Source organism: Mesorhizobium sp. M0968, from assembly GCF_040319065.1.
GTDB lineage: Bacteria > Pseudomonadota > Alphaproteobacteria > Rhizobiales > Rhizobiaceae > Mesorhizobium.
In genome coordinates, this window is sequence record NZ_JAMYNL010000001.1 from 536991 (window position 1) to 556489 (window position 19499).

22 protein-coding genes are annotated in these 19499 nt (G+C 65.2%); 13 read left to right on the forward strand and 9 right to left on the reverse strand.

Annotated features, from left to right (window positions below; translation table 11 throughout):
* Positions 1-11 precede the first annotated feature (11 nt).
* The 4 genes from zwf to NKH67_RS02760 all read left to right on the forward strand — a co-directional run bounded on the left by zwf (position 12) and on the right by NKH67_RS02760 (position 4444).
* The gene (gene zwf, locus NKH67_RS02745) at positions 12-1388 is read left to right on the forward strand and encodes a glucose-6-phosphate dehydrogenase (protein WP_352470757.1); all 1377 of its coding nucleotides are present in this window, start codon (positions 12-14) and stop codon (positions 1386-1388) included.
* A gap of 19 nt (positions 1389-1407) precedes the next feature.
* On the forward strand, positions 1408-2112 hold the full coding sequence (locus tag NKH67_RS02750) for an ROK family protein (protein WP_352470758.1): 705 nt from the start codon (positions 1408-1410) through the stop codon (positions 2110-2112).
* 164 nt (positions 2113-2276) lie between these two features.
* Positions 2277-2744, forward strand: a complete 468-nt coding sequence (locus tag NKH67_RS02755) for a Ros/MucR family transcriptional regulator (protein WP_352470759.1) — start codon at positions 2277-2279, stop codon at positions 2742-2744.
* Between the two features lie 458 nt (positions 2745-3202).
* The gene (locus NKH67_RS02760; RefSeq protein ID WP_352470760.1) at positions 3203-4444 is read left to right on the forward strand and encodes an MFS transporter; all 1242 of its coding nucleotides are present in this window, start codon (positions 3203-3205) and stop codon (positions 4442-4444) included.
* On the opposite strand, the gene NKH67_RS02765 is transcribed toward NKH67_RS02760, so the two are convergent.
* The 6 genes from NKH67_RS02765 to hemC all read right to left on the reverse strand — a co-directional run bounded on the left by NKH67_RS02765 (position 4445) and on the right by hemC (position 10774).
* Positions 4445-5161, reverse strand: coding sequence for a glutamine amidotransferase (locus NKH67_RS02765; RefSeq protein WP_352470761.1), 717 nt, complete (start codon positions 5159-5161; stop codon positions 4445-4447).
* Between the two features lie 18 nt (positions 5162-5179).
* Positions 5180-5659, reverse strand: coding sequence for a tellurite resistance TerB family protein (locus NKH67_RS02770; protein ID WP_352470762.1), 480 nt, complete (start codon positions 5657-5659; stop codon positions 5180-5182).
* A 39-nt stretch (positions 5660-5698) separates the two neighbouring features.
* Positions 5699-7309 carry a heme biosynthesis protein HemY gene (locus NKH67_RS02775; protein ID WP_352470763.1) on the reverse strand — a complete coding sequence of 537 codons (1611 nt, stop codon included), beginning with the start codon at positions 7307-7309 and terminating at the stop codon, positions 5699-5701.
* A gap of 8 nt (positions 7310-7317) precedes the next feature.
* Positions 7318-8808: a COG4223 family protein gene (locus NKH67_RS02780; RefSeq protein WP_352470764.1), complete on the reverse strand. Its 1491-nt coding sequence runs from the start codon at positions 8806-8808 to the stop codon at positions 7318-7320.
* A gap of 324 nt (positions 8809-9132) precedes the next feature.
* The gene (locus NKH67_RS02785) at positions 9133-9846 is read right to left on the reverse strand and encodes a uroporphyrinogen-III synthase (RefSeq protein ID WP_352470765.1); all 714 of its coding nucleotides are present in this window, start codon (positions 9844-9846) and stop codon (positions 9133-9135) included.
* A gap of 1 nt (position 9847) precedes the next feature.
* The gene (hemC, locus tag NKH67_RS02790) at positions 9848-10774 is read right to left on the reverse strand and encodes a hydroxymethylbilane synthase (protein ID WP_352470766.1); all 927 of its coding nucleotides are present in this window, start codon (positions 10772-10774) and stop codon (positions 9848-9850) included.
* A 94-nt stretch (positions 10775-10868) separates the two neighbouring features.
* On the opposite strand from hemC, the gene tsaD reads away from it, so the two are divergent.
* The 6 genes from tsaD (at position 10869) to NKH67_RS02820 (ending at position 15008) form a co-directional block, all read left to right on the forward strand.
* On the forward strand, positions 10869-11954 hold the full coding sequence (gene tsaD / locus NKH67_RS02795; protein WP_352470909.1) for a tRNA (adenosine(37)-N6)-threonylcarbamoyltransferase complex transferase subunit TsaD: 1086 nt from the start codon (positions 10869-10871) through the stop codon (positions 11952-11954).
* Entirely contained in the window at positions 11951-12961 is a 1011-nt protein-coding gene (locus NKH67_RS02800; RefSeq protein WP_352470767.1) for an NAD(P)H-dependent glycerol-3-phosphate dehydrogenase, read from the forward strand. The genes tsaD and NKH67_RS02800 overlap by 4 nt, the downstream gene beginning before the upstream one ends.
* Positions 12962-12987: 26 nt before the next feature.
* A complete protein-coding gene (locus tag NKH67_RS02805; RefSeq protein ID WP_352470768.1) occupies positions 12988-13284 on the forward strand; it encodes a YciI-like protein in 297 nt (98 codons plus the stop codon).
* A gap of 180 nt (positions 13285-13464) precedes the next feature.
* Positions 13465-13890 (forward strand): EVE domain-containing protein, encoded by a 426-nt coding sequence (locus NKH67_RS02810; protein ID WP_352470769.1) that lies wholly within the window; start codon positions 13465-13467, stop codon positions 13888-13890.
* On the forward strand, positions 13887-14543 hold the full coding sequence (locus tag NKH67_RS02815) for a class I SAM-dependent methyltransferase (RefSeq protein WP_352500829.1): 657 nt from the start codon (positions 13887-13889) through the stop codon (positions 14541-14543). The genes NKH67_RS02810 and NKH67_RS02815 overlap by 4 nt, the downstream gene beginning before the upstream one ends.
* Positions 14544-14591: 48 nt before the next feature.
* Positions 14592-15008, forward strand: a complete 417-nt coding sequence (locus NKH67_RS02820; RefSeq protein WP_352470770.1) for a DUF1761 domain-containing protein — start codon at positions 14592-14594, stop codon at positions 15006-15008.
* 3 nt (positions 15009-15011) lie between these two features.
* On the opposite strand, the gene gcvA is transcribed toward NKH67_RS02820, so the two are convergent.
* On the reverse strand, positions 15012-15932 hold the full coding sequence (gene gcvA / locus NKH67_RS02825; protein WP_352470771.1) for a transcriptional regulator GcvA: 921 nt from the start codon (positions 15930-15932) through the stop codon (positions 15012-15014).
* A 162-nt stretch (positions 15933-16094) separates the two neighbouring features.
* Here gcvA and NKH67_RS02830 point away from each other — a divergent pair, with 162 nt between their 5' ends.
* Positions 16095-16340, forward strand: a complete 246-nt coding sequence (locus NKH67_RS02830) for a hypothetical protein (RefSeq protein ID WP_352470772.1) — start codon at positions 16095-16097, stop codon at positions 16338-16340.
* A gap of 91 nt (positions 16341-16431) precedes the next feature.
* On the opposite strand, the gene NKH67_RS02835 is transcribed toward NKH67_RS02830, so the two are convergent.
* Positions 16432-16968 (reverse strand): L,D-transpeptidase family protein, encoded by a 537-nt coding sequence (locus NKH67_RS02835; protein WP_352500830.1) that lies wholly within the window; start codon positions 16966-16968, stop codon positions 16432-16434.
* A 144-nt stretch (positions 16969-17112) separates the two neighbouring features.
* Here NKH67_RS02835 and NKH67_RS02840 point away from each other — a divergent pair, with 144 nt between their 5' ends.
* Together NKH67_RS02840 and NKH67_RS02845 are read left to right on the forward strand one after the other, a co-directional pair.
* The gene (locus tag NKH67_RS02840) at positions 17113-17796 is read left to right on the forward strand and encodes a response regulator transcription factor (protein ID WP_023680479.1); all 684 of its coding nucleotides are present in this window, start codon (positions 17113-17115) and stop codon (positions 17794-17796) included.
* Positions 17797-17921: 125 nt separating this feature from the next.
* Positions 17922-18377, forward strand: a complete 456-nt coding sequence (locus tag NKH67_RS02845; protein WP_352470773.1) for a Crp/Fnr family transcriptional regulator — start codon at positions 17922-17924, stop codon at positions 18375-18377.
* 46 nt (positions 18378-18423) lie between these two features.
* On the opposite strand, the gene NKH67_RS02850 is transcribed toward NKH67_RS02845, so the two are convergent.
* Positions 18424-19317: a sugar phosphate isomerase/epimerase family protein gene (locus tag NKH67_RS02850; protein ID WP_352470774.1), complete on the reverse strand. Its 894-nt coding sequence runs from the start codon at positions 19315-19317 to the stop codon at positions 18424-18426.
* Between the last annotated feature and the right edge of the window lie 182 nt (positions 19318-19499).

Sequence of the window (19499 nt, forward strand, 5' to 3'; positions counted from 1 at the left end):
GAGGCACGCCCATGAGCCAGGAACGATCGGACACGCTGGTGCTTTTCGGCGCCACCGGCGATCTCGCCCACAAGAAGATCTTCCCCGCCCTTTACGCCATGGTGGCCAAAGGGACGCTGAACGAGCCGGTGATCGGCGTCGCCTTCGATCCGTGGGACCTCGCCAAGCTGCAGGCGCGCGCCCGCGACGGCATCGTCAACGCCTTGGGCAGCATCGACGACAAGATCTTTGCCAGGCTTGCATCGTTGCTGCGCTATGTCAGTGGCGACTATCGGGCGCCTGCGACCTTCGAGAAGCTGAAGACCGCGCTCGGCGGCGCTGAGCGGCCGCTGCACTATCTGGCGGTGCCGCCGGCGATGTTCGAGGTGGTCGTCCAGGGGCTGGAGCAGTCGGGCGCCGCCCAGGGCGCGCGCCTGATGGTGGAAAAGCCGTTCGGCCACGATCTGCAATCGGCGCGCTGGCTTAACCGGGTGCTGCATCTGGTTTTCGACGAAAAGTCGATCTTCCGCATCGACCATTATCTCGGCAAGGAGGCGATCCAGAACCTGCTCTATTTCCGTTTCGCCAATTCCTTCCTCGAGCCGATCTGGAACCGCAATTACGTCGAGAGCGTGCAGATCACCATGGCCGAGGATTTCGGCGTCGAGGGCCGCGGCCGCTTCTATGACGAGGTCGGCTGCATTCGCGACGTCATCGAAAACCATCTGCTCAATATCCTCTTGCTGCTCGCCATGGAACCGCCGGTCGGCCGCTCGGCCGACGATCTCATCGACGAGAAGGTGCAGGTCCTGCGGGCGATCCGGACGCTGACCAGGGACGATGTGGTGCGCGGCCAGTTCGACGGCTATCTCAGCGAGCCGGGCGTGGCGCCGAACTCGCCGGTCGAGACCTTCGCGGCGGTGCGCTTTTTCGTCGATACCTGGCGCTGGCAGGATGTGCCGTTCTTCATTCGCGCCGGCAAATCCCTGCCGGTGCACGCCACCGAGGTCATCGTGCAACTGAAGCGGCCGCCGCTCGACGTCTTCGATCCGATCAAGCCCGGCGACTGCAATCACGTGCGCTTCCGCATCGATCCTCAGGTGGCGATCTCGATCGGAGCCCGGCGCAAGGCGCCCGGCGATGACATGGTCGGTGAGCAGGTCGAGCTCACCGCGCTGGACGATTCGAAGGGCGACATGCCGCCTTACGAGCGGTTGATCGGCGACGCCATGAACGGCAACGGCCAGCTGTTCACCCGCCAGGACGCCAGCGAGCTCGCCTGGCGCATCGTCGGCCCGGTGCTCGGCGACACCACGCCGCCCCCTGTCTACGCGCCAAAGACATGGGGGCCGGCCGAAGCCATGGCTGGATTCGGGCCGCCGAACGGCTGGATCAATCCGGCGAAATGATTTCTGGGAGGCGAAGGCGATGGCCAAGGCGGTGAGGCACCCGGCATCGGAGGAAGAAAAGATCGTGCTTGCGATCGATATCGGCGGCTCGCACGTCAAGATCCGCACCAGTGCCGGCGGCGACGAGCGCAAGACCGCTTCCGGACCGGAGCTTACGCCGCAGCAGATGGTCGCGGCGGTGAAGACGCTCGCCGAAGGGCTGCACTACGATGTTGTCTCGATGGGCTATCCGGGCCCGGTGCACCACAACCTGCCGCTGACCGAACCCGCCAATCTCGGCAAGGGCTGGGTCGGCTGCGATTTCGCCGCCGAGTTCGGCAAACCGGTCAAGGTCGTTAACGATGCGCTCATGCAGGCCATCGGCAGTTATGAGGGCGGCCGCATGCTGTTCCTTGGCCTCGGCACCGGCCTTGGGGCCGCGATGATCGTCGATAACGTTGCCCAGCCGATGGAGCTTGCCCATCTTCCCTACAAGAAGCGCGGCAGTTTCGAAGACTATGTCGGCGAACGCGGCCTGCAAAAGCGCGGCAAGAAGAAATGGCGCAAACACGTCTTCGACATGGTCGACCGGCTTCGCGCCGCCATGCAGCCGGACTACGTGGTCATCGGCGGCGGCAATGTCGACGAACTCACCGACTTGCCCGCCGATTGCAGACGCGGCGACAACACACGCGCCTTCGAGGGCGGATTTCGACTATGGCGCGACAAATCCCTGATTATTTGATATTGCTGATTGTCTGATATTATCGAGCACCGGCTCAGGGTTGTTAATCCCGCGCTGCCGTTAGTATTATTATTCAAAATAATGTGTGACGTGGTGCGGCGTCATTGCATTGCGCAGATTTGCCGACTAGGAATTTCTGCGACCCCCATGGACGGAGAGATAGATTGACCGACGACAACAACAACGCTCGCAAAAATATCGACCTGCTCGAGCTGACCGCCCATATCGTGTCCGCCTATGTCGAGAAGAACCGCTTGCCGGCTTCCGGCCTCGGCGATCTCATCGCCAGCGTCAGCGCTGCCATAGGCGGCCTCGGGCAACCGGCTGTGCCGGTCGCCGCGCCGCTGACGCCTGCCGTCAATCCCAAGAAATCGGTGACGCCGGACTACATCATCTGTCTCGAGGACGGCAAGAAGTTCAAATCCTTGAAGCGCCATATCGGCGTTCATTTCGGGCTGACGCCCGACGCCTATCGCGCCAAATGGGGCCTGCCGTCGGACTACCCGATGGTCGCCCCCAACTACGCGGCCTCGCGTTCGCAGCTTGCCAAGGCGATCGGCCTCGGCCGCAAAGCCCCGCCCGCGCCCACGCCCGTCAAGGGTAGGGGCAGGAAGGCCAAGGCGACGGCCTAAAGCATCGTTCGAAGCCCTGCAAACGCAAGCCTCGAAGATTGGCGGGACAGCGCCCCCCTCTGTCCTGCCGGACATCTCCCCCTCAAGGGGGGAGATCAGCTGCCTCGCCGATGGCGCTACGCTTTAAACGTACAAATCTTTGAACGTACAAATTGCCTTCGAAGCCGGAGACTGGCGAAGGACGTCGCGACGTCCAAACACCCCCTTGAGGGGGAGATGTCCGGCAGGACAGAGGGGGGCGCGAAGGAACTCGACCTGCGCGCCAAATAACCCTCTCCATCTCCGCCGAGCGTGGTTGCCGCCTGCAATTGGTATGGCAGCCTGAAAAAAGCTGGAGCCACGCCGGATTTTTGCGCGCGCCCTGCGCCGAACTGCGCTAAAGGCTTTTTTTTGGCCGGACCAGCGCCCATCGTGGAAGTGCCCCGCCGGCCGACATAGCCGCCACGGGGCCTTATTCCATGACCACAGAATCCCAAGTACCATCCGACCAGCGCTATGCCGCCTTTCGCCACCGGCCGTTCCTGAGCTACTGGGCGGCGCGCTTCCTCTCGACATTCTCCACCCAGATCGTGTCGGTCGCCGTCGGCTGGCAGATCTACGATCTGACCCGCGACCCGTTCGACCTCGGCCTTGTCGGCATCGTCCAGTTCCTGCCTTCGCTGCTGCTGGTGCTGGTCACCGGCGACGTTGCCGATCGTTTCGGGCGCCGTCTGATCATGGCGCTGGCGGTGCTGGTCGAGGCGGGCTGCGCCTTGGCCCTGCTGCTGCTGACGCTACGCGGCCTCTCCGGGCCGATGCCGGTCTTCATCGTGCTCGCCATGTTCGGCATCGCGCGCGCCTTCTTCGGGCCGGCCTCCTCATCGCTGTTCGCCAATCTGGTGCCGCCCGAGGATTTCGCCAACGCCATCGCCTGGAACTCGTCCGCCTGGCAGACGGCAACCATCGTCGGGCCGGTCGCCGGCGGCCTGCTCTACGGGCTTTCAGCCGAAGCCGCCTACACCACCGCCGCCGTGCTGATGCTGGTTGCCGCCGTGCTGATCTTAACCATCCCGAAGCCTGCCCAGCGCAGCCGGACCGACAGGCCGACGGTACAGACCCTGTTCGCCGGCTTCGGCTACATCTGGAGCGAAAAGATCGTGCTCGGCGCGATTTCGCTCGATCTGTTTGCGGTGCTCCTGTCCGGCGCCTCGGCGCTGCTGCCGGTCTACGCGCGCGATATCCTCGAACTCGGCCCATGGGGGCTCGGCCTGTTGCGCTCGGCGCCCGGCGTCGGCGCCATCTGCGTCGCCATCTGGCTGGCCGGACACCCGATCCGCAACCATGCCGGCCTTGTGATGCTCGGCTTCGTCGCGCTGTTCGGCGCGTTCACGGTTCTGTTCGGCCTCTCGACCATCACCTGGCTGTCGATTGCGGCCCTTGCGCTGCTCGGCGCCACCGACATGTTCAGCGTCTATATCCGCGAGACGCTGATCCAGCTGTGGACGCCGGACGACGTTCGCGGCCGCGTCAACGCTGTCAACCAGGTGTTTGTCGGCGCTTCCAATGAGCTCGGCGAATTCCGTGCCGGTACCATGGCGGCGTTGATCGGCACGGTTCCGGCCGTGGTGGTCGGGGGTGTCGGGGCGATCGCTGTTGCCGGCCTATGGGCGGTGCTGTTCCCGCAGCTGCGCAAGGTGCGTCATCTCAGAGGGCGAAACTGATTACGGCAGCGCCGGCTTGCCGAAAATCATCGGCAGGAACTCGCCGAGCCAGCGCTTGAGGTGCATGTCCCAGATCAGCCGGCCGCCGAGATGGTCGCGGCCGGGCTGCGCGCCGGGCAGTTCGAAGCGGTGCGCGCCGCGCACCACCCAGCGCTGCATCATCGCCCGGGTCAATTCGCCATGGAACTGGATGCCCCAGGCATTGTCGCCGTAGCGGAAGGCCTGGTTGGGATAGGTTTCGGCCGTCGCCAAAAGCGTCGCGTCCTTCGGCAGCGAAAAGCCCTCGCGATGGAATTGATAGACCATCTCCGGCCAATGCATCAGCCTGCTGCCCGCTTCGGTCGCCTTCAGCGGATACCAGCCGATTTCGACGAGGCCCTCGCCGTGGCCCTCGACCCTGCCGCCAAGATGCTTGACCAGCATTTGCGCGCCGAGGCAGATGCCAAGCAGCGGCCGGTTCTCGTTGAGCGGAATTTTGAGCCAGTCGGTCTCGCGGCGGACGAACTCGTCGCCGTCATTGGCGCTCATCGGCCCGCCGAACACCACGGCGCCGGCATGGCCATCCAGCGTCTGCGGCAAGGCCTCGCCGAGCGGCGGTCGGCGGATGTCGAGGTCGAAGCCTTCCTCGATAAGCATATGGCCGACCCGTCCGGGGCTCGAATGCTCCTGATGCAGCACGATCAGGATCTTTGGTCTCGGACTTGGCTTGGGCGGCATTGGAAGGCGGGATCCTGTCTATTCGTCGCTTGAGGTTCCGGCAGCACCAGGAGCCGCGGCGGCCGCCTTGAGGCGCGCCTCGACACGGTCGCGACGTTCGACGCCGATCAGCTCGGCGACCCGCCACACGGTATTGTCCTCGAGTTCGTGCAGCTCGCCATCGGCATAGACGATCTCCCACATCAGGCCGATGAAGGCCTTTCGCGCCTCGGCGTCGAGATGGCGCTTGAGCACGCTGGTGAAGGCGTAGAGGTCGATCGCCTCATTGTCGGCCCGCTCGCCGGCAGCCGCCAACGCGTCGAGTTCGTCACCGCTGATCGAGTAGCTTTCCGCCAGCACCTTCTTGAACCGTTCCCATTCGCTATCCTGGCGCACCCCGTCGGCGTTCATCACGTGGAAAAGCAGGGCGGACGCGGCAATGCGCGGATCGTCGGCGCTGGGGCTGGCGCCACCACCGGACGGCAGATCCCTTAGAAACGACAAAACGCGTTCGAACATCAAATCATTCCCAATAAGCCCGGGTCCACTCGACCCTGATCAGAACAAACGAAACCGGCGCGTCGATTTATCCGCCGCGTCGTCTGGATCGACGCCGGGGTCGTCGGGCAGCCGCGTCAGCTCCTGCGCCGGCTCGACGGCCTCGGCATCTTCCGGCACTTGGGCAAACGCCGCCGCGGTGATTGGTGTCACATGGTCCTCGCCGGCACGGTCGTCCGTCTTCTCCTCGGTCGCTGTGCCCGGTGTCTCCGCCGTGTGCTCGATCGTCCCGGCTCTTTCCTGTACCGGCCTGGCTGGAGCCGCCGCGATGGCCGGCACCTGCACCTCCGGCGTATCCTCATGACCGTCGATCAACTGCCCGAGCCGCTCCATCGGCGCCCGCCATTCGAATGCATCGAGCCTGCCGGTGATCGGCGATACCGGAGCCCAGCGGTCGGAGACGACACCATCGGCAACCCAGGCCGGGTCGCGCGGCGCTCTCACCGCCTTCGACAGCAACTGCCGCACCTTGCCCTGGTCGCCGGTCTCGGCCTCCTCGGTATCGGCCAGCAGCAGATAGGCGCCTTCGCGGCGATCCATGCGGATCGCGGCTTCCGCCTCGCGGCGGGCGGTTGAAAAATCCTGCGCATCCAGCGCGGCGCGCGCTACGGCAAGCGAGGACTCGGCATGGTTCTTCTTCAGCTCCTGCAGCTTCTTTGCCCGGTTCAGCCGGTCGAGCACGGCATCGCCCGGCCTGGCATGGGTGTAGAGCTCGGCGATCTCCGGATGGGGCTCGGCCTTCCACGCCGCCTCGAGGATTTTCGAGCCTTTGCGCACGTCGTTCTGCCTAAACAGCAATTTCGCCGCGACGACCGCCGCCGGTGCAAAATCCGGCCGCAGCCGGTTGGCTTCGAGCGCCGCCGCCCTTGCGGCATTGGCATCGCTGTCGATCAGCGCCTGCGCCTTGGCGGTCAGCAGCACGGCGCGGCGGCGGTTGGCGGCGTCACGCTCGATCTGCCGGGTCGACTTCTGGGCGTCGACCAGTTTCAGCGCGCCATCCCAGTCGCCGCGTCCAGTCAGGTCTTCCAGCGTCGATTCGGCCGCCCAGGCCAGTTGCGGCGCCACCGCCGCGGCACGGCCGGCATAGTGGCGGGCTGCGTTGCGGTCGCCGAGCCGCTCGGCCTCGAGATAAAGCCCGCGCAGGCCGAGCAGCCGCATTTCGGGATCATCGAGCATGGTCTCGAACTTTTCGCGGGCGCCTTCATGGTCGCCTTCGAGCAGCGAGGCCTGCGCGTCGAGCAGCTGGATCAGTGGCTCCTGATCGGAGCGGATCAGTTTTGCCGCTTCCTTGGTCTTCTTGCGGGCGAGCGCGCCGTCACCGGCCCCGGCGGCGATCATCCCGGTCGACAGCGCCTGGTAGCCGCGGTCGCGGCGACGCACGCGGAAATAGCGCGAGATCGTATAGGGGCTGTTCCACAGCGCCTTGATCACCCACCAGACGATCATCACCGCGGCAACCACGGCAACGACCGCCACCGCCGCGACCATCAGGCTGACCTGGTATTGATAGCCATTGAAGGTGACGAGCATTTCGCCCGGCCGGTCGGCCAGCCAGGCGAAGCCGAGCCCGAGCGCAAAGACGACGGCAAGGAAGGCGAGGATGCGGATCATCGGGTTCCTCACGCCTTCATCGCGCCGGCGATGAGCGAATCGATCTGCGTCTCGACCTCCATCCGCGCTTTCAACTTGCCGGCAAAGTCGGCGCCGGCGGCCTTGGCCGCCTCAGGCAGGGTTTCGTATTCGCTGAGCGCCTTGGCGTAGTCGCCCTGGTTGACTGCGACCTCCATGCGCGCGACGGTTTCCGGGACGCCGGTGCCTTCGACGGCGCCGATCGGCCTGACCTTGACCAGCGATTCGGCGCTGGACAGCAGCTTCTGCAGGATGCCGGCATTCTGGTCGATGGGCGTCGCGGCAGAGACCATCGCGTTGGCGGCGGCGTCCGCTTCGGCGGCGATCTCGGAGCGCATCGGGACGCCCTTTTCGGCATAGGTGCGCAACGTCGCGATCTCGGGTGCATCGGGTGAGATCGCGGCAAAGGTTTCGAGCTCGGCGGCGAACGGTGCACCACGGTCGAGCGCTGCCTTGAGCGCCGAAGCGGCAATGGCCAGTGCGATCTTCGGCTGCGAAGCCTGTGCATCGACCTTGCTCGAGATCTGTGAAACCGACTGTTCCAGGGCCGCAAGCCGGCTGTCCTGCGCCTTTGTCGTCTCGCCGGCCGATTTCACCAGCGCATCGAGCGCGGCCAGCCTTTCGTTGAGCGGACCGAGATCGACCGGCGCCGTACCGCCGGCTTTGCCGAGGGCCGCAACCGCCGTCTCGATCTGCCTTACCTTGTCGCCAAGTGCTGCCAGGCCGGCATTGTCGCCGGCACCGCCTTGCTCGACCGCCGACTTCAACGCCGCGACGTCCGCCCTGACCTGATCCAGCGCCGACGACAGCCCGTCCACCTTGGCCGATGCGTCATTGTTGGCGCCGGCCTGTCTGAGGTCCGCGACCTCGCGTTTCAGCGAAACGATCTCACCATTGACCGCGTCGAGCGACACGCCGCCCGACCCCGGCGCACCGAGCAGGCCGGCAAATTGCAGCCCGCCGGCCGCGGCGAGGGCGATGACGCCGCCGATAATACCGGCGGCGATGCCGTTGATGCCGCTTCGCTTCGGCTGCGCTGCCATATGGTCGTCCCTCGTCTCAGCTGTCTTCTCACCGGAACCTGGGATCCTCGGTTCGTTGGCCCCGGTTCCGCTGGATGCATCTTCGAAACTGTAATCGGAAACCGCGGAGCGCCCGGCCGGCGCATCCGAACCGGCGGGATAAGGGGTTTCCGCTTCCCTGGCAGAATCGACGCCGGCGTCCGCCGGCTCTTGCGTGCCGGCCGGCGCGGCTGCGTCGGCATGTTCCCATGGCTCGAGATCGGTCTGGTCCGCATGCACCGGCTCTTCAGGTGGCTCCGGCTGCGAGGCGTTCGCCGCTTCCTCGGCCCGCGCCTCGTCGGTCTGCGAGGTCACGGCATCCTGTTTGTCGGCGACTCGCGAGACGGCGCCAGGCTCAAGCTCGATGGTCACCGGCTCACGACGGCTCTTGGAATGCCGCATCTTCGGCGTCTTGACCATGCTCGGGCTCCGCAAAATTCGCTTCGGGATGGTTGAAAGGGTCTAGCACATCACCAAGCGGTGAAAAGGGGCGGCGTGATGACGCCACGGCTTGGAGTTCAGTTTTGGCAAAACGCCGCAGGGCCGAATCCGCGTTTCAAGCCAAGGCCCATGCTCGGCACACAAAAAACCCGCCTCGGCGGGCGGGTCGTTGGAGCCAATTGGCACCATAACCAAATTGCTAGCATAGCTGCCGGCACAAAGCAAGAACAAAATGTGCCCGAGGGCAATCGCCTGCGTTTGGCGCCGCCCTTCAAGCACGGCACAGAGCCGCCGCTAATGCCATCAGCGCGGCGCCTGCAAAAGTCCCAGCAAGGCATCTTCGTAGGGCTCAGGCGCAATCCGGATCCTTTCGCCGGCGACATCGCCGAGGGCGGCGGCAATACGTCCCGACAAGGCAAAACAGCGCGTTTCCCGGAAAAGGCTACGCAGCACCGGCCGGCTAGCCAGGGCCTGCATCGCTTTGGCCGCCTTGGCCGAATAGAGCAGCACCGCCTCGACCGGCCGGGCGGACAGGCGCGCAAGAACGGCCTCGTCGGAGTAGTCCAGGACAACGGTGTCGTAGGTCTCGACGGCGCGGACCTGAACGCCCGACGCCAACAGCCCTTCCTCGAAGCCGGGAAATCGCACCCGCCCGCAGAGATAGACGATCGTCTTCCCCGCGTAAGCGCCAGCAAGCGCATCGGCCAGCGCCTCGGCATTGCCCGGGCCTTCGCTGACCGACAGAAACCCGGCAGCGCGGGCGGCTTCCGCCGTCTTCCTGCCGACGGCGTGGCACGGCAAGCCGGCGAGCGCCGCGATGACCTCTTTCGGCGCATGGCGAACGGCATTGGCGCTGGTGACCGCGACCGCCGCGGCGTCAGCGAGCGCGCCGGCATCGACCGGCAGCGTCACGGTTCCGGTCAATGGCAGCAGGATCGGCTGAAAGCCGGCATCCGCAAGCCGGCGCCCCGTGCGCGACGCGCCCGGTTCGGGCCTCGTCACCAGGACGCGGAGCATGTCAGGTCCAGCCATCGAAGAATGTTTCGCCGGCCTTGGCCCGAACGGTCGCCGCGGCTTCCGCGCCAATGCGCGCCGCCTCCTGCGCCGGCCCTTGCAGCCTGACTTCATGCGACTGCGTGCCATCGGGCGAGATGATCAGCCCGGCAAAGGAAACCGTTCCGCCCGATATCGTCGCATGTCCGGCGATCGGCGTGCGGCAGGACCCGTCGAGCGCCGCCAGGAAGGCGCGCTCGCAGGCCAGCGCCTCGCCGGTCGGCCCGTCGTGGATCGCTGCCAGCATCTGTTCCACGTCGCGGTCTCCGATGCGGCTTTCGATGCAGATCGCGCCTTGCCCCGGCGCCGGCGGAAAGACCTCGAGCGGCATCAGGTCGGTGACGACGTCTTCGAGCCCGAGCCGCTTCAGCCCGGCATAGGCGAGGATGGTGCCGTCGGCGATGCCGTCGTCGAGCTTGCGCAGCCGCGTCTGCACATTGCCGCGAAACATCACCACCTCGATGTCCGGCCGCATCCGCCGGATCAGCGCCTGGCGCCGCAGCGACGACGAACCGACCCTGGCGCCTTGCGGCAGGCCGGCAATCGTTCGCGCCGCCTTGCCGATGAAGGCATCGCGCGCGTCCTCGCGCGGCAGGAACGCGGACAGTTCGAGCCCCTCGGGCAACAGCGTCGGCATGTCCTTCGACGAATGCACGGCGATGTCGATGCGGCGCGCCAGCAGCGCCTCCTCGATCTCCTTGGTGAACAGGCCCTTGCCGCCGGCTTCCGACAGCGGCCGGTCCTGGATGCGGTCGCCGGTGGTCGAGATGACAACCACCTCGAAAGCTTCCGCCGGCATGCCGTGCGCCGCCATCAGCCGCGCCTGCGTTTCATGCGCCTGCGCCAGCGCCAGCGGGCTGCCGCGTGTTCCAATTCTCAAGGTTGTTTGCATGACGCGTCGTCCGTGATAACCCCCGGCAGGTTTTCGGGCTTTCTCCTATCGGGGAAAGGCCGGTTGCACAATCATCGAGGACAGCGACGAATTGATCCGCGTTCTGGGCATCGAGACGAGTTGCGACGAGACCGCCGCCAGCGTGGTGGCGCTGGACGGTCGCAGCACGCCGCAAATCCTGTCGAACATCGTGCTCAGCCAGATCGAGGAGCATGCTGCTTTCGGCGGCGTCGTGCCGGAGATCGCCGCGCGCGCCCATGTCGAGGCGCTCGACGGCATCATCGAGGCAGCGCTGGCCGATTCCGGCGTCGAGCTCGCCGACATCGATGCGATTGCCGCCACCGCCGGCCCCGGTCTTGTCGGCGGGCTGATCGTCGGCCTGATGACGGCCAAAGCAATCGCCGCGGCAGCAAAAAAACCGCTGATCGCCATCAACCACCTCGAAGGCCACGCGCTGACGGCCAGATTGACCGACGGCCTCGACTTTCCCTACCTCTTGCTGCTGGTCTCCGGCGGCCATACCCAGATCGTCGCCGTGCGCGGCGTCGGCGACTACCAGCGCTGGGCGACGACCATCGACGACGCGCTTGGCGAAGCCTTCGACAAGACGGCCAAGATGCTCGGCCTGCCCTATCCGGGCGGACCGAATGTCGAGAAGACGGCGGCAACCGGTGACGCGACGCGCTTCGCCTTTCCGCGCCCGATGAAGGGCTCCGTGCAGCCCGATTTTTCCTTCTCCGGCCTCAAGACCGCGGTGCGCCAGGCGGCAACCGCGATTGCTCCGCTGAGCGACCAGGATGTCGCCGATATCTGCGCCTCGTTCCAGGCGGCGGTCGCGGATGCGCTGGGCGACCGTGTTGCGCGGGCGCTGACCCGGTTCCGTCAGCAATTCCCGGACAAGGCCGCGCCTGCATTGGTTGTCGCCGGCGGCGTCGCCGCCAATCGGACCATCAAGGCGACATTGCAGGGCCTGTGCGAGCAGCCCGGGTTCAGCTTCGTTGCGCCGCCGCTTAACCTCTGCACCGACAATGCGGCGATGATCGCCTGGGCCGGCATCGAGCGCTTGCGCGCCGGCATATCAGGTGAAAACGCCGCCGATTTCGTGCCGCGCTCGCGCTGGCCGCTGGACAGCGTCTCGGCCCCGATGGTCGGCTCGGGCCGGCGAGGGGCCAAGGCATGACCGGCAGCGAGCACAAGGCGCCAAGCGGCTGGCGCGTCGCCGTGCTCGGCGGCGGCGCCTGGGGCACGGCGCTGGCGCTGGCCACGCTGCGCGCCGGTCATTTCGTCCGCCTCTATGCGCGCGACCCGGAGACCGTCGCGGCGATCGACCGTGGCGAAAATCCGCGCTATCTGCCGGGCATTGCGCTCGATCCCGGCATCGTGGCGACGAGCGACATCGAGGCGGCGCTCGACGGTGCCGACTGCGTTCTGGCGGTAGCGCCGGCGCAATCATTACGGATTATGCTGACGGACGCGTCCAGCCATATGCCGGAAGGCGTCCCGCTGGTCCTCTGCGCCAAGGGCATCGAGCGCGACACCGGCGCGCTGCTATCGTCCATCACCGAGGAAATACTGCCGGCAAATCCGGTCGCCGCTTTGTCCGGCCCAAGCTTTGCCACCGACGTCGCCAGGGGCCTGCCGACGGCCGTCGTCGTCGCCGCCCGCGACGAGGCTCTGGCCACCGACCTTGCCGCCCGCTTTTCGGCGGAAAATCTGCGCTGTTATTCGAGCGACGATCTGATCGGCGTCGAGATCGGCGGCGCGCTGAAGAACGTCTTTGCCATTGCCGCGGGTGCCGTCACCGGCGCCGGGCTCGGTGCCAGCGCCCAGGCGGCGATGGTGACGCGCGGCTTCGTCGAATTGCGCCGCATCGGCGCCGCCTTTGGCGCCAGGCCGGAGACGCTGATGGGGCTTTCCGGCCTCGGCGACCTGCTGCTCACCTGCTCGTCCGCGCAGTCGCGCAATTTCGCCTATGGGCTGGCGCTGGGGCAAGGCAAGCCGCTTGCCGGCTTGCCTTTGGCCGAAGGCGTGCCGACGGCGGCAATCGCCGCCCGCATCGCCGGCGAGCGCCGGATCGACGCGCCGATCATCGCCGCCGTCGCCGCCATACTGGACGGCACCATAACCATAGACCAGGCTGTGTCGGCGTTGATGACAAGGCCACTCAAGACCGAAACCGACATGTAATCGCGAACGATTGCGGAGATGGAAAGATGCTGTTTGCGTTGATTTGCAAGGACAAGCCAGGAAGCCTGCAGGTGCGGCTCGACACGCGGCCCGAGCACATTGCCTTTCTGGAAGGGCTGAACGGCGACAAGAAACTGGGTTTCGCCGGCCCGTTCCTCGACGCCGACGGCAAGCCCGACGGCAGCCTTGTCGTTGTCGAGGCGCCCGATCTGGCGGCGGCAAAAGCCCTGTCGGCGGCCGATCCCTATACCAAGGCAGGGCTGTTCGAAAGCGTCGAAATCCGGCAGTGGAACTGGAGCTTCAACAAACCTGTGAGCGAATGATCGTTCGTTCGCGCTGCCCCTCATCCGCCTGCCGGCACCTTCTCCCCGTGAAGAACGGGGAGAAGGGAGAAGCTCCAGCGCTGGCGACCCCTCTCCCCGTCCTTACGGGGAGAGGGTAAGGGTGAAGGCAGCGCCAACGCTGGATAGCGACAAACCGACAACGGCAACGGGACAACTGAGATGAATTACTGGCTGTTCAAATCCGAACCTTCGGTCTTCTCCTTCGAGGACCTCAAGGCCAAGGGCAAGGCCGGCACGCAATGGGACGGCGTGCGCAATTATGCGGCGCGCAACAACATGAAGGCAATGCAGATCGGCGATCTCGGCTTCTTCTACCATTCCAATGACGGGCTGGACATCGTCGGCATCGCCGAAGTCTGCGCTCTGGCCCATCAGGACAGCACCACCGACGATCCCCGCTGGGAGTGCGTCGACATCCGCGCCTTCAAGGCCATGCCGAAGCCGGTGACGCTGGAGCAGGCCAAGGCCAATCCAAAGCTGGCCGACATGGCGCTGGTGCGGCTCGGGCGGCTGTCCGTGCAGCCGGTGACGCCGGCCGAATGGCAAGAGGTTTGCCGCATGGGCGAACTGACGCCGGCGCCATGACGGCGCTGACGCCGGACAGCGCCAGGAAATTCATCCTCGACAACACGGCGCTGATGGCGCCGCCGCATGTGCCGGAGATCCGCCTGCACCTGGCCGACGAGGCGCACGAACTGTGGCAGCGGACCGAGGACGAGCTGACCGAAATCGGCCTGCCGCCACCCTTCTGGGCTTTTGCCTGGGCCGGCGGCCAAGGCCTTGCCCGCTACATCCTCGACAATCCGGCGGCGGTGCGCGGCAAGTGCGTGCTCGACTTCGCCTCCGGCTCCGGCCTTGTCGCCATTGCCGCGGTGAAGGCCGGAGCTGCCGAGGTGATCGCCGCCGATATCGACCCATTCTGCGCGACCGCGATCCGCCTCAATGCCGAGGCAAATGGGACCGAGATAAAATTCCTCATCGGTGACTGCATCGGCAGCGATGCCGGCTGGGACGTGGTGCTGGCCGGCGACGTCTTCTACGACAAAACTTTCGCCGACAGGCTGATGCCGTGGTTCGTCGCGCTGAAGGCGCGCGGCGGCGACATCCTCGTCGGCGATCCCGGCCGTTCCTATCTGCCGAGGGCGGGACTGGAACCGCTTGCCGTCTATGAAGTGGCGGTGACCCGGGCGCTGGAGGACGCCGAGGTCAAGCGCACCACCGTCTGGCGCCTTGCTTGACGGCATCGCCGAACAGGCGTTCCATCGCGCAATCGACCGGAGGGAACCATGGATTTTTCAGCAATCAATTGGCTGGCGGTAATCGTCGCCGCCGTCGTGGCGTGGCTGTTCGGCGGGGCCTGGTACATGGGCTTGAGCAAGCCGTGGCTGAAGGCCGCCAAGCTTGATCCGGCGACGATGAGCAAATCGATGCTGCCCTTCGTCGTCTCCTTCGTCGCGGAGATCGTCATGGCGCTGGTCATGTCGCTGATCATCGGCGCCGTGACCGGCGGCGAGCCGAGCCTGCTTGCCGGGGTGATCTTCGGCTTCGTTCTCTGGCTGGGGTTCGTCGCCACCACGCTTTCGGTCAACCATCGCTACGAAGGTTTCGGCTGGGATCTGACGCTGATCGATGTTGGTCACTGGCTCGGCGTGCTGCTTCTCATCGGCGCGGTGATCGGCTGGTTCGGCGCGGCGGCGGGCTGACCGTCAGATCGGGGTCCTGGCGATTTCCTCAAGGAGCCAAGCGCGAAAGGCCACGATGCGCGCATCGTTCGCCGCAGTCTCCGGATAGACCAGGAAATAGGCGAATTCGGGCGCGACCTTGATGCCGAGTTCGAACGGCCGGATCAGCCTACCTTCCGAAAGGTCGTTTGCCACCATGGCGAAATCGGCGAGCGCGACCGCGTTGCCGTCGAGCGCGGCCTGGACGGCATCGGTCGAATTGCCGAACACGATGGTCCGGCTGTCGTCGAAATCGTCGACGCCCGCCGCCGCCATCCACATGCTCCAGTTCGGCCAGGTGACGCCCTGGCGCGACCACTCGATATGCGCCAGCGTATGATGGAACAGGTCGCGCGGCTCCTTGAGCGGCGGCCCTGACCGCAGCAAGGCCGGGCTGCAGACGGGGATGATGACGTTTTCGAACAGCCGGTGCGAGCGAAGCCCCGGATATTTGCCGGTGCCGAAACGGATGCCGAGATCGACGTCGTCGCGATCGAAGTCGCGCACCTCGTAACTGATGTCGAAACGCAGCTCGATTGCCGGATGCTGCTTGCGAAAATCGTCGACGCGCCGCATCAGCCACTTCGTCGCGAATTGCGCATCGAGGGTGACCTTCAGCAGCGCCGATCCGCGCGCCGCCTTCTGCGCCCGTGAGACGGCCCGGCCAAGCAGGTCGAGCGCATCGGTCGAAGCTTCGAACAGCACCGCGCCCGCCTCGGTCAGCCGGATCGTGCGGCTGGTGCGTATGAACAGCACGATGCCGAGCTGATCCTCGATTTCCTTGATCTGATGGCTGACCGCTGCCGGCGTCAGGCCGAGCTCGTCGGCGGCGCGGGTGAAATTGAGGTGCCGCGCCGCTGCCTCCAGCGTCCGCAGCGCACGAGTTCCAGGCAGCAGGCGCGCCATCAGTGCCAGACGAGGAGGGTTCGGTCGAGCATTCCAATCATCAAACAGAACTTGAAGATACAGAAAAAACTACTCGTTTCCCGTTTGAATTTCAATCCGCCATGCTCTGAGCATCGAAGAAACATCAAACCGGATTTGATGTCCGGAGAAGCGGATTGCACCATGTCTGACATCGCCTTGCGCTCGGTAACCCTCCGCCCGGCCTGGCTGCGCGCCGTGCTTGAATGGCTTCGGCACGCAAAAATCGCGGTCAGTCTTCCCTACGAAAATGTCGAGGATCTCTCCGATCGCCAGCTGCGCGACATCGGCGGCGAACGCAAGGACATCGCACGCGCCATGGACCGCGAACGCGGCCGGCTCGGCCTTCTCGACATCGGGTGGCAAAGGAGTAGGGGAGTAGGGGAGTAGGGGAGTAGGGGAGTAGGAAAGCTAAGCGGCGCGCCCGCGCCTGTCTTACCCTTACTGCCCTATTCCCCTACCCCCTTATTTCCCTACTCCCTTACCTTACCACCCTTACCACCGTCCGCTCCGACAGCAGCGGCAGCAGCCGTGCCATGGTGCGGGCCGTTACCGCGACGCAGCCTTGCGTCGGCGTGAAGCCGGGGCGCGCCAGGTGGAAGAAGATGGCGCTGCCGCGCCCGCGCCGGCGCGGCACAATGTTCCAGTCCAGCACCAGGCAGGCGTCATAGAGATCGTCGGTGCGCGGCATCCGCTCATGGCTGGCGCCATAGGGGATTTTGACCGGGCGGTTGTAGTTGCGGTCCCCAGGCACTTCGCACCAGCCGAGGTCGCGGCCGATCGGCGTCATCGCCAGCCGCGTCCGGCGGCCGCCGGCAAAACGGTCGCCGCGAAAATATCCCGACAATATCCGCATCGAGGCAAGCGGCGTGGCGCCATCGCCCTCGCGCTTGCCGGCCGAGATGCCGCCATGCCCCAGCGCACATGGAAACACCAGTTTGCCGGCCTGCAGAAAGCCCTGGCTGGGTTGGCCGGGGCGCGCGCGCACGGTGAGCACGGTGAGCCCTTTAGGCAAAATTGCGCCGACTGCATTGCGATCGTGTTTTTTCTTGTATGATCGTGCCACGGAACAAATCACTGTGAACGGCTGTTGTGCCGGTCAGCTTCCGCATAAACAGGCAGCGGTCAACTGAAATCTCTTTTCAAAACAACGGATTGATCCATGACTTCACGCACCATTCTGATCGTCGACGACGATGACGACCTGCGCGGCACCCTTGTCGAGCAATTGTCGCTTTATGAGGAATTCGATGTCCTGCAGGAAGCGACCGCCGCCAAAGGCGTCGCCACGGCGCGTGGCGGGCTCATCGACCTGCTCATCATGGATGTCGGCCTGCCCGACATGGATGGCCGCGAGGCGGTAAAGATATTGCGCAAGGGCGGCTACAAGGCGCCGATCATCATGCTGACCGGCCATGATACCGATTCCGACACCATCCTTGGCCTCGAGGCCGGCGCCAACGACTATGTGACGAAGCCGTTCCGTTTTGCCGTGCTGCTGGCCCGCATCCGCGCGCAGTTGCGCCAGCACGAACAGAGCGAGGACGCCACTTTCTCGGTCGGCCCCTACACGTTCAAGCCCAGCCAGAAGCTTCTGATCGACCCGCGCGGCGCCAAGGTGCGGCTGACCGAAAAGGAAGCCTCGATCATCAAATATCTCTACCGTGCCGACCAGAAGGTGGTGACCCGCGACGTGCTGCTGGAGGAAGTCTGGGGCTACAATTCCGGCGTCACCACGCATACGCTCGAAACTCACGTCTACCGGCTGCGCCAGAAGATCGAGCGCGATCCTTCCAACGCGGAAATTCTCGTGACAGAAAGCGGCGGCTACAAGCTGGTTCCTTAAACATTTCATTATTCAAATAAGCGATCCGGGCGGGGCGCTTTTCGGGTACGGTCCTGAGGCTGGAGGTGGTTTTGGATCGGCCTCGTAGGGGAGGAGTCGGACTGACGGTTCGGGGACATAGCTAGATGGCGCTGGATGACGACATCCGCATCCTGTCCACCGTGAGGCTCTTCGAGGGCTTTACGCAGGAACAGCTGCGTCTGCTCGCCTTCGGCGCCGAAACCACCATGTTGAAAGCCGACCACAAGCTTTACCGCGAGGACGACGAGGCTGATTCGGCCTACATCGTGGTCAGCGGCCGCATCGTCCTCTACCGCGAGCACGACGGCGAGCGCATCCCGATCGGCACCGTCGGCCCCGGCACCATGCTCAGCGAACTGGCGCTGATCGCCGACACCAACCGGCTGACCAGCGCCTCCGCCGAAATCGATTCGGAAGTGCTGCGGCTCAGCCGCAAGATGTTCCGCCGCATCCTCGAGGAATACCCGGAACTGGCGGTTCACCTGCACCAGCGCATTTTGGAGGATTTCCAGGCGATGATTCGCCGCATCGAGGAACTTGGGCCGCGTTTTGCCGGCTAATATAGCGCCTCTGGCCTAACCAGATCGACTTCGGAACTGCGAGGGCTCAGGGCCGGTGCGTTGCGGAAACAAGCTCGGCCTTGCGTCGTGCCGTCTCCAGTCCCAGCGCGATGAAACGGCGCGCATGTTTGGCCAGCTCCATATTGTCGGTCCACAGATTGCGCCAGATCGCGGTTTTCCGCGACAGGTTCTCGTCGACGATTTCCGAGGAGAAGGATTCGAAGCTGAGGTCGTCGCTGTAGCCGATGGCGGTCAGCGCATCGAATATCCCGGCAAAATCGATATTGCCGGTGCCGAGGAAGCCGCGATGGCTCTCGCCGATATGGACATAGCCGATCTTCCCGACCGCATTGCGAATGGCCAAGCCGACATCGGCCTCCTCGATGTTCATGTGGAAGCTGTCGAGATGCAGGAAGATATTGTCGGAGCCGCTGTCCGCGATGAAGGCCATGCCTTGCGCGGCGGTGTTGAGCAGATTGCTTTCGAAGCGGTTGACGATTTCGAGGTTGAGGGTGACGCCGGCTGATTTTGCCGTGTCCGCCACCTCGGCCAGCGTGCCGGCGCTGCGGTTCCACTGGTCACGCGTCGGCGCCTCGCTCTGCAAGCCGTGGCTGGTGCTGAGGATGCCGGCAACCTTCTGGCCGCCGAGATCGCGGGTCAGCGCGATCGTGCGTTCCAGGATTTCGACGCCGTGCGCGGCAATCGTTTTGTCGGCGCTCGAAATATCGCCGTCGGCCGGCAGTCCAATGCTGATCGCAACGCCGAGGCCGAGATCGGCGATCCGCTTGGCCAGGCCGTCAATGTCGACATTGGCGGGGTCGAGATAGGAGAATTCGATCAGGTCGAAGCCGGCTTCCCTGGTGTTGGCCAGCGTCCGCTCGAGGTCGCCCTGCGCCGAGCTCGCCGACCAGACGAATGAGTGGATTCCGATGCGCGACATGATCGTCTCCGGTTATTTCCAGCTGACCCAAGTCCAAAGCGGTTTTGGCAATCCGATGCTCGGACAAAAAGGTGGGGGCGGGGAGCACCCCCCCCCCCCGCGGGGGGGGGGGTAGGGGCGGGGGGGGCGGCCCGGGGTTAAGGGAAAATTTGTGGCGGGGGGAGGGTGGGGTGGGTGGGGGT

Bases quoted from the DNA above. Each gene is read 5' to 3' on its own strand.
- gcvA (WP_352470771.1), bottom strand. From the start codon at position 15,932: ATGGCGCGCCTGCTGCCTGGAACTCGTGCGCTGCGGACGCTGGAGGCA.
- NKH67_RS02850 (WP_352470774.1), bottom strand. From the start codon at position 19,317: ATGTCGCGCATCGGAATCCACTCATTCGTCTGGTCGGCGAGCTCGGCG.
- NKH67_RS02810 (WP_352470769.1), top strand. From the start codon at position 13,465: ATGAATTACTGGCTGTTCAAATCCGAACCTTCGGTCTTCTCCTTCGAG.
- NKH67_RS02765 (WP_352470761.1), bottom strand. From the start codon at position 5,161: ATGCCGCCCAAGCCAAGTCCGAGACCAAAGATCCTGATCGTGCTGCAT.
- NKH67_RS02815 (WP_352500829.1), top strand. From the start codon at position 13,887: ATGACGGCGCTGACGCCGGACAGCGCCAGGAAATTCATCCTCGACAAC.
- zwf (WP_352470757.1), top strand. From the start codon at position 12: ATGAGCCAGGAACGATCGGACACGCTGGTGCTTTTCGGCGCCACCGGC.
- NKH67_RS02845 (WP_352470773.1), top strand. From the start codon at position 17,922: ATGGCGCTGGATGACGACATCCGCATCCTGTCCACCGTGAGGCTCTTC.
- NKH67_RS02830 (WP_352470772.1), top strand. From the start codon at position 16,095: ATGTCTGACATCGCCTTGCGCTCGGTAACCCTCCGCCCGGCCTGGCTG.
- NKH67_RS02800 (WP_352470767.1), top strand. From the start codon at position 11,951: ATGACCGGCAGCGAGCACAAGGCGCCAAGCGGCTGGCGCGTCGCCGTG.
- NKH67_RS02775 (WP_352470763.1), bottom strand. From the start codon at position 7,309: ATGATCCGCATCCTCGCCTTCCTTGCCGTCGTCTTTGCGCTCGGGCTC.
- NKH67_RS02805 (WP_352470768.1), top strand. From the start codon at position 12,988: ATGCTGTTTGCGTTGATTTGCAAGGACAAGCCAGGAAGCCTGCAGGTG.
- NKH67_RS02820 (WP_352470770.1), top strand. From the start codon at position 14,592: ATGGATTTTTCAGCAATCAATTGGCTGGCGGTAATCGTCGCCGCCGTC.
- NKH67_RS02770 (WP_352470762.1), bottom strand. From the start codon at position 5,659: ATGTTCGAACGCGTTTTGTCGTTTCTAAGGGATCTGCCGTCCGGTGGT.
- hemC (WP_352470766.1), bottom strand. From the start codon at position 10,774: ATGCAAACAACCTTGAGAATTGGAACACGCGGCAGCCCGCTGGCGCTG.
- NKH67_RS02750 (WP_352470758.1), top strand. From the start codon at position 1,408: ATGGCCAAGGCGGTGAGGCACCCGGCATCGGAGGAAGAAAAGATCGTG.
- NKH67_RS02780 (WP_352470764.1), bottom strand. From the start codon at position 8,808: ATGGTCAAGACGCCGAAGATGCGGCATTCCAAGAGCCGTCGTGAGCCG.
- NKH67_RS02785 (WP_352470765.1), bottom strand. From the start codon at position 9,846: ATGCTCCGCGTCCTGGTGACGAGGCCCGAACCGGGCGCGTCGCGCACG.
- NKH67_RS02760 (WP_352470760.1), top strand. From the start codon at position 3,203: ATGACCACAGAATCCCAAGTACCATCCGACCAGCGCTATGCCGCCTTT.
- NKH67_RS02840 (WP_023680479.1), top strand. From the start codon at position 17,113: ATGACTTCACGCACCATTCTGATCGTCGACGACGATGACGACCTGCGC.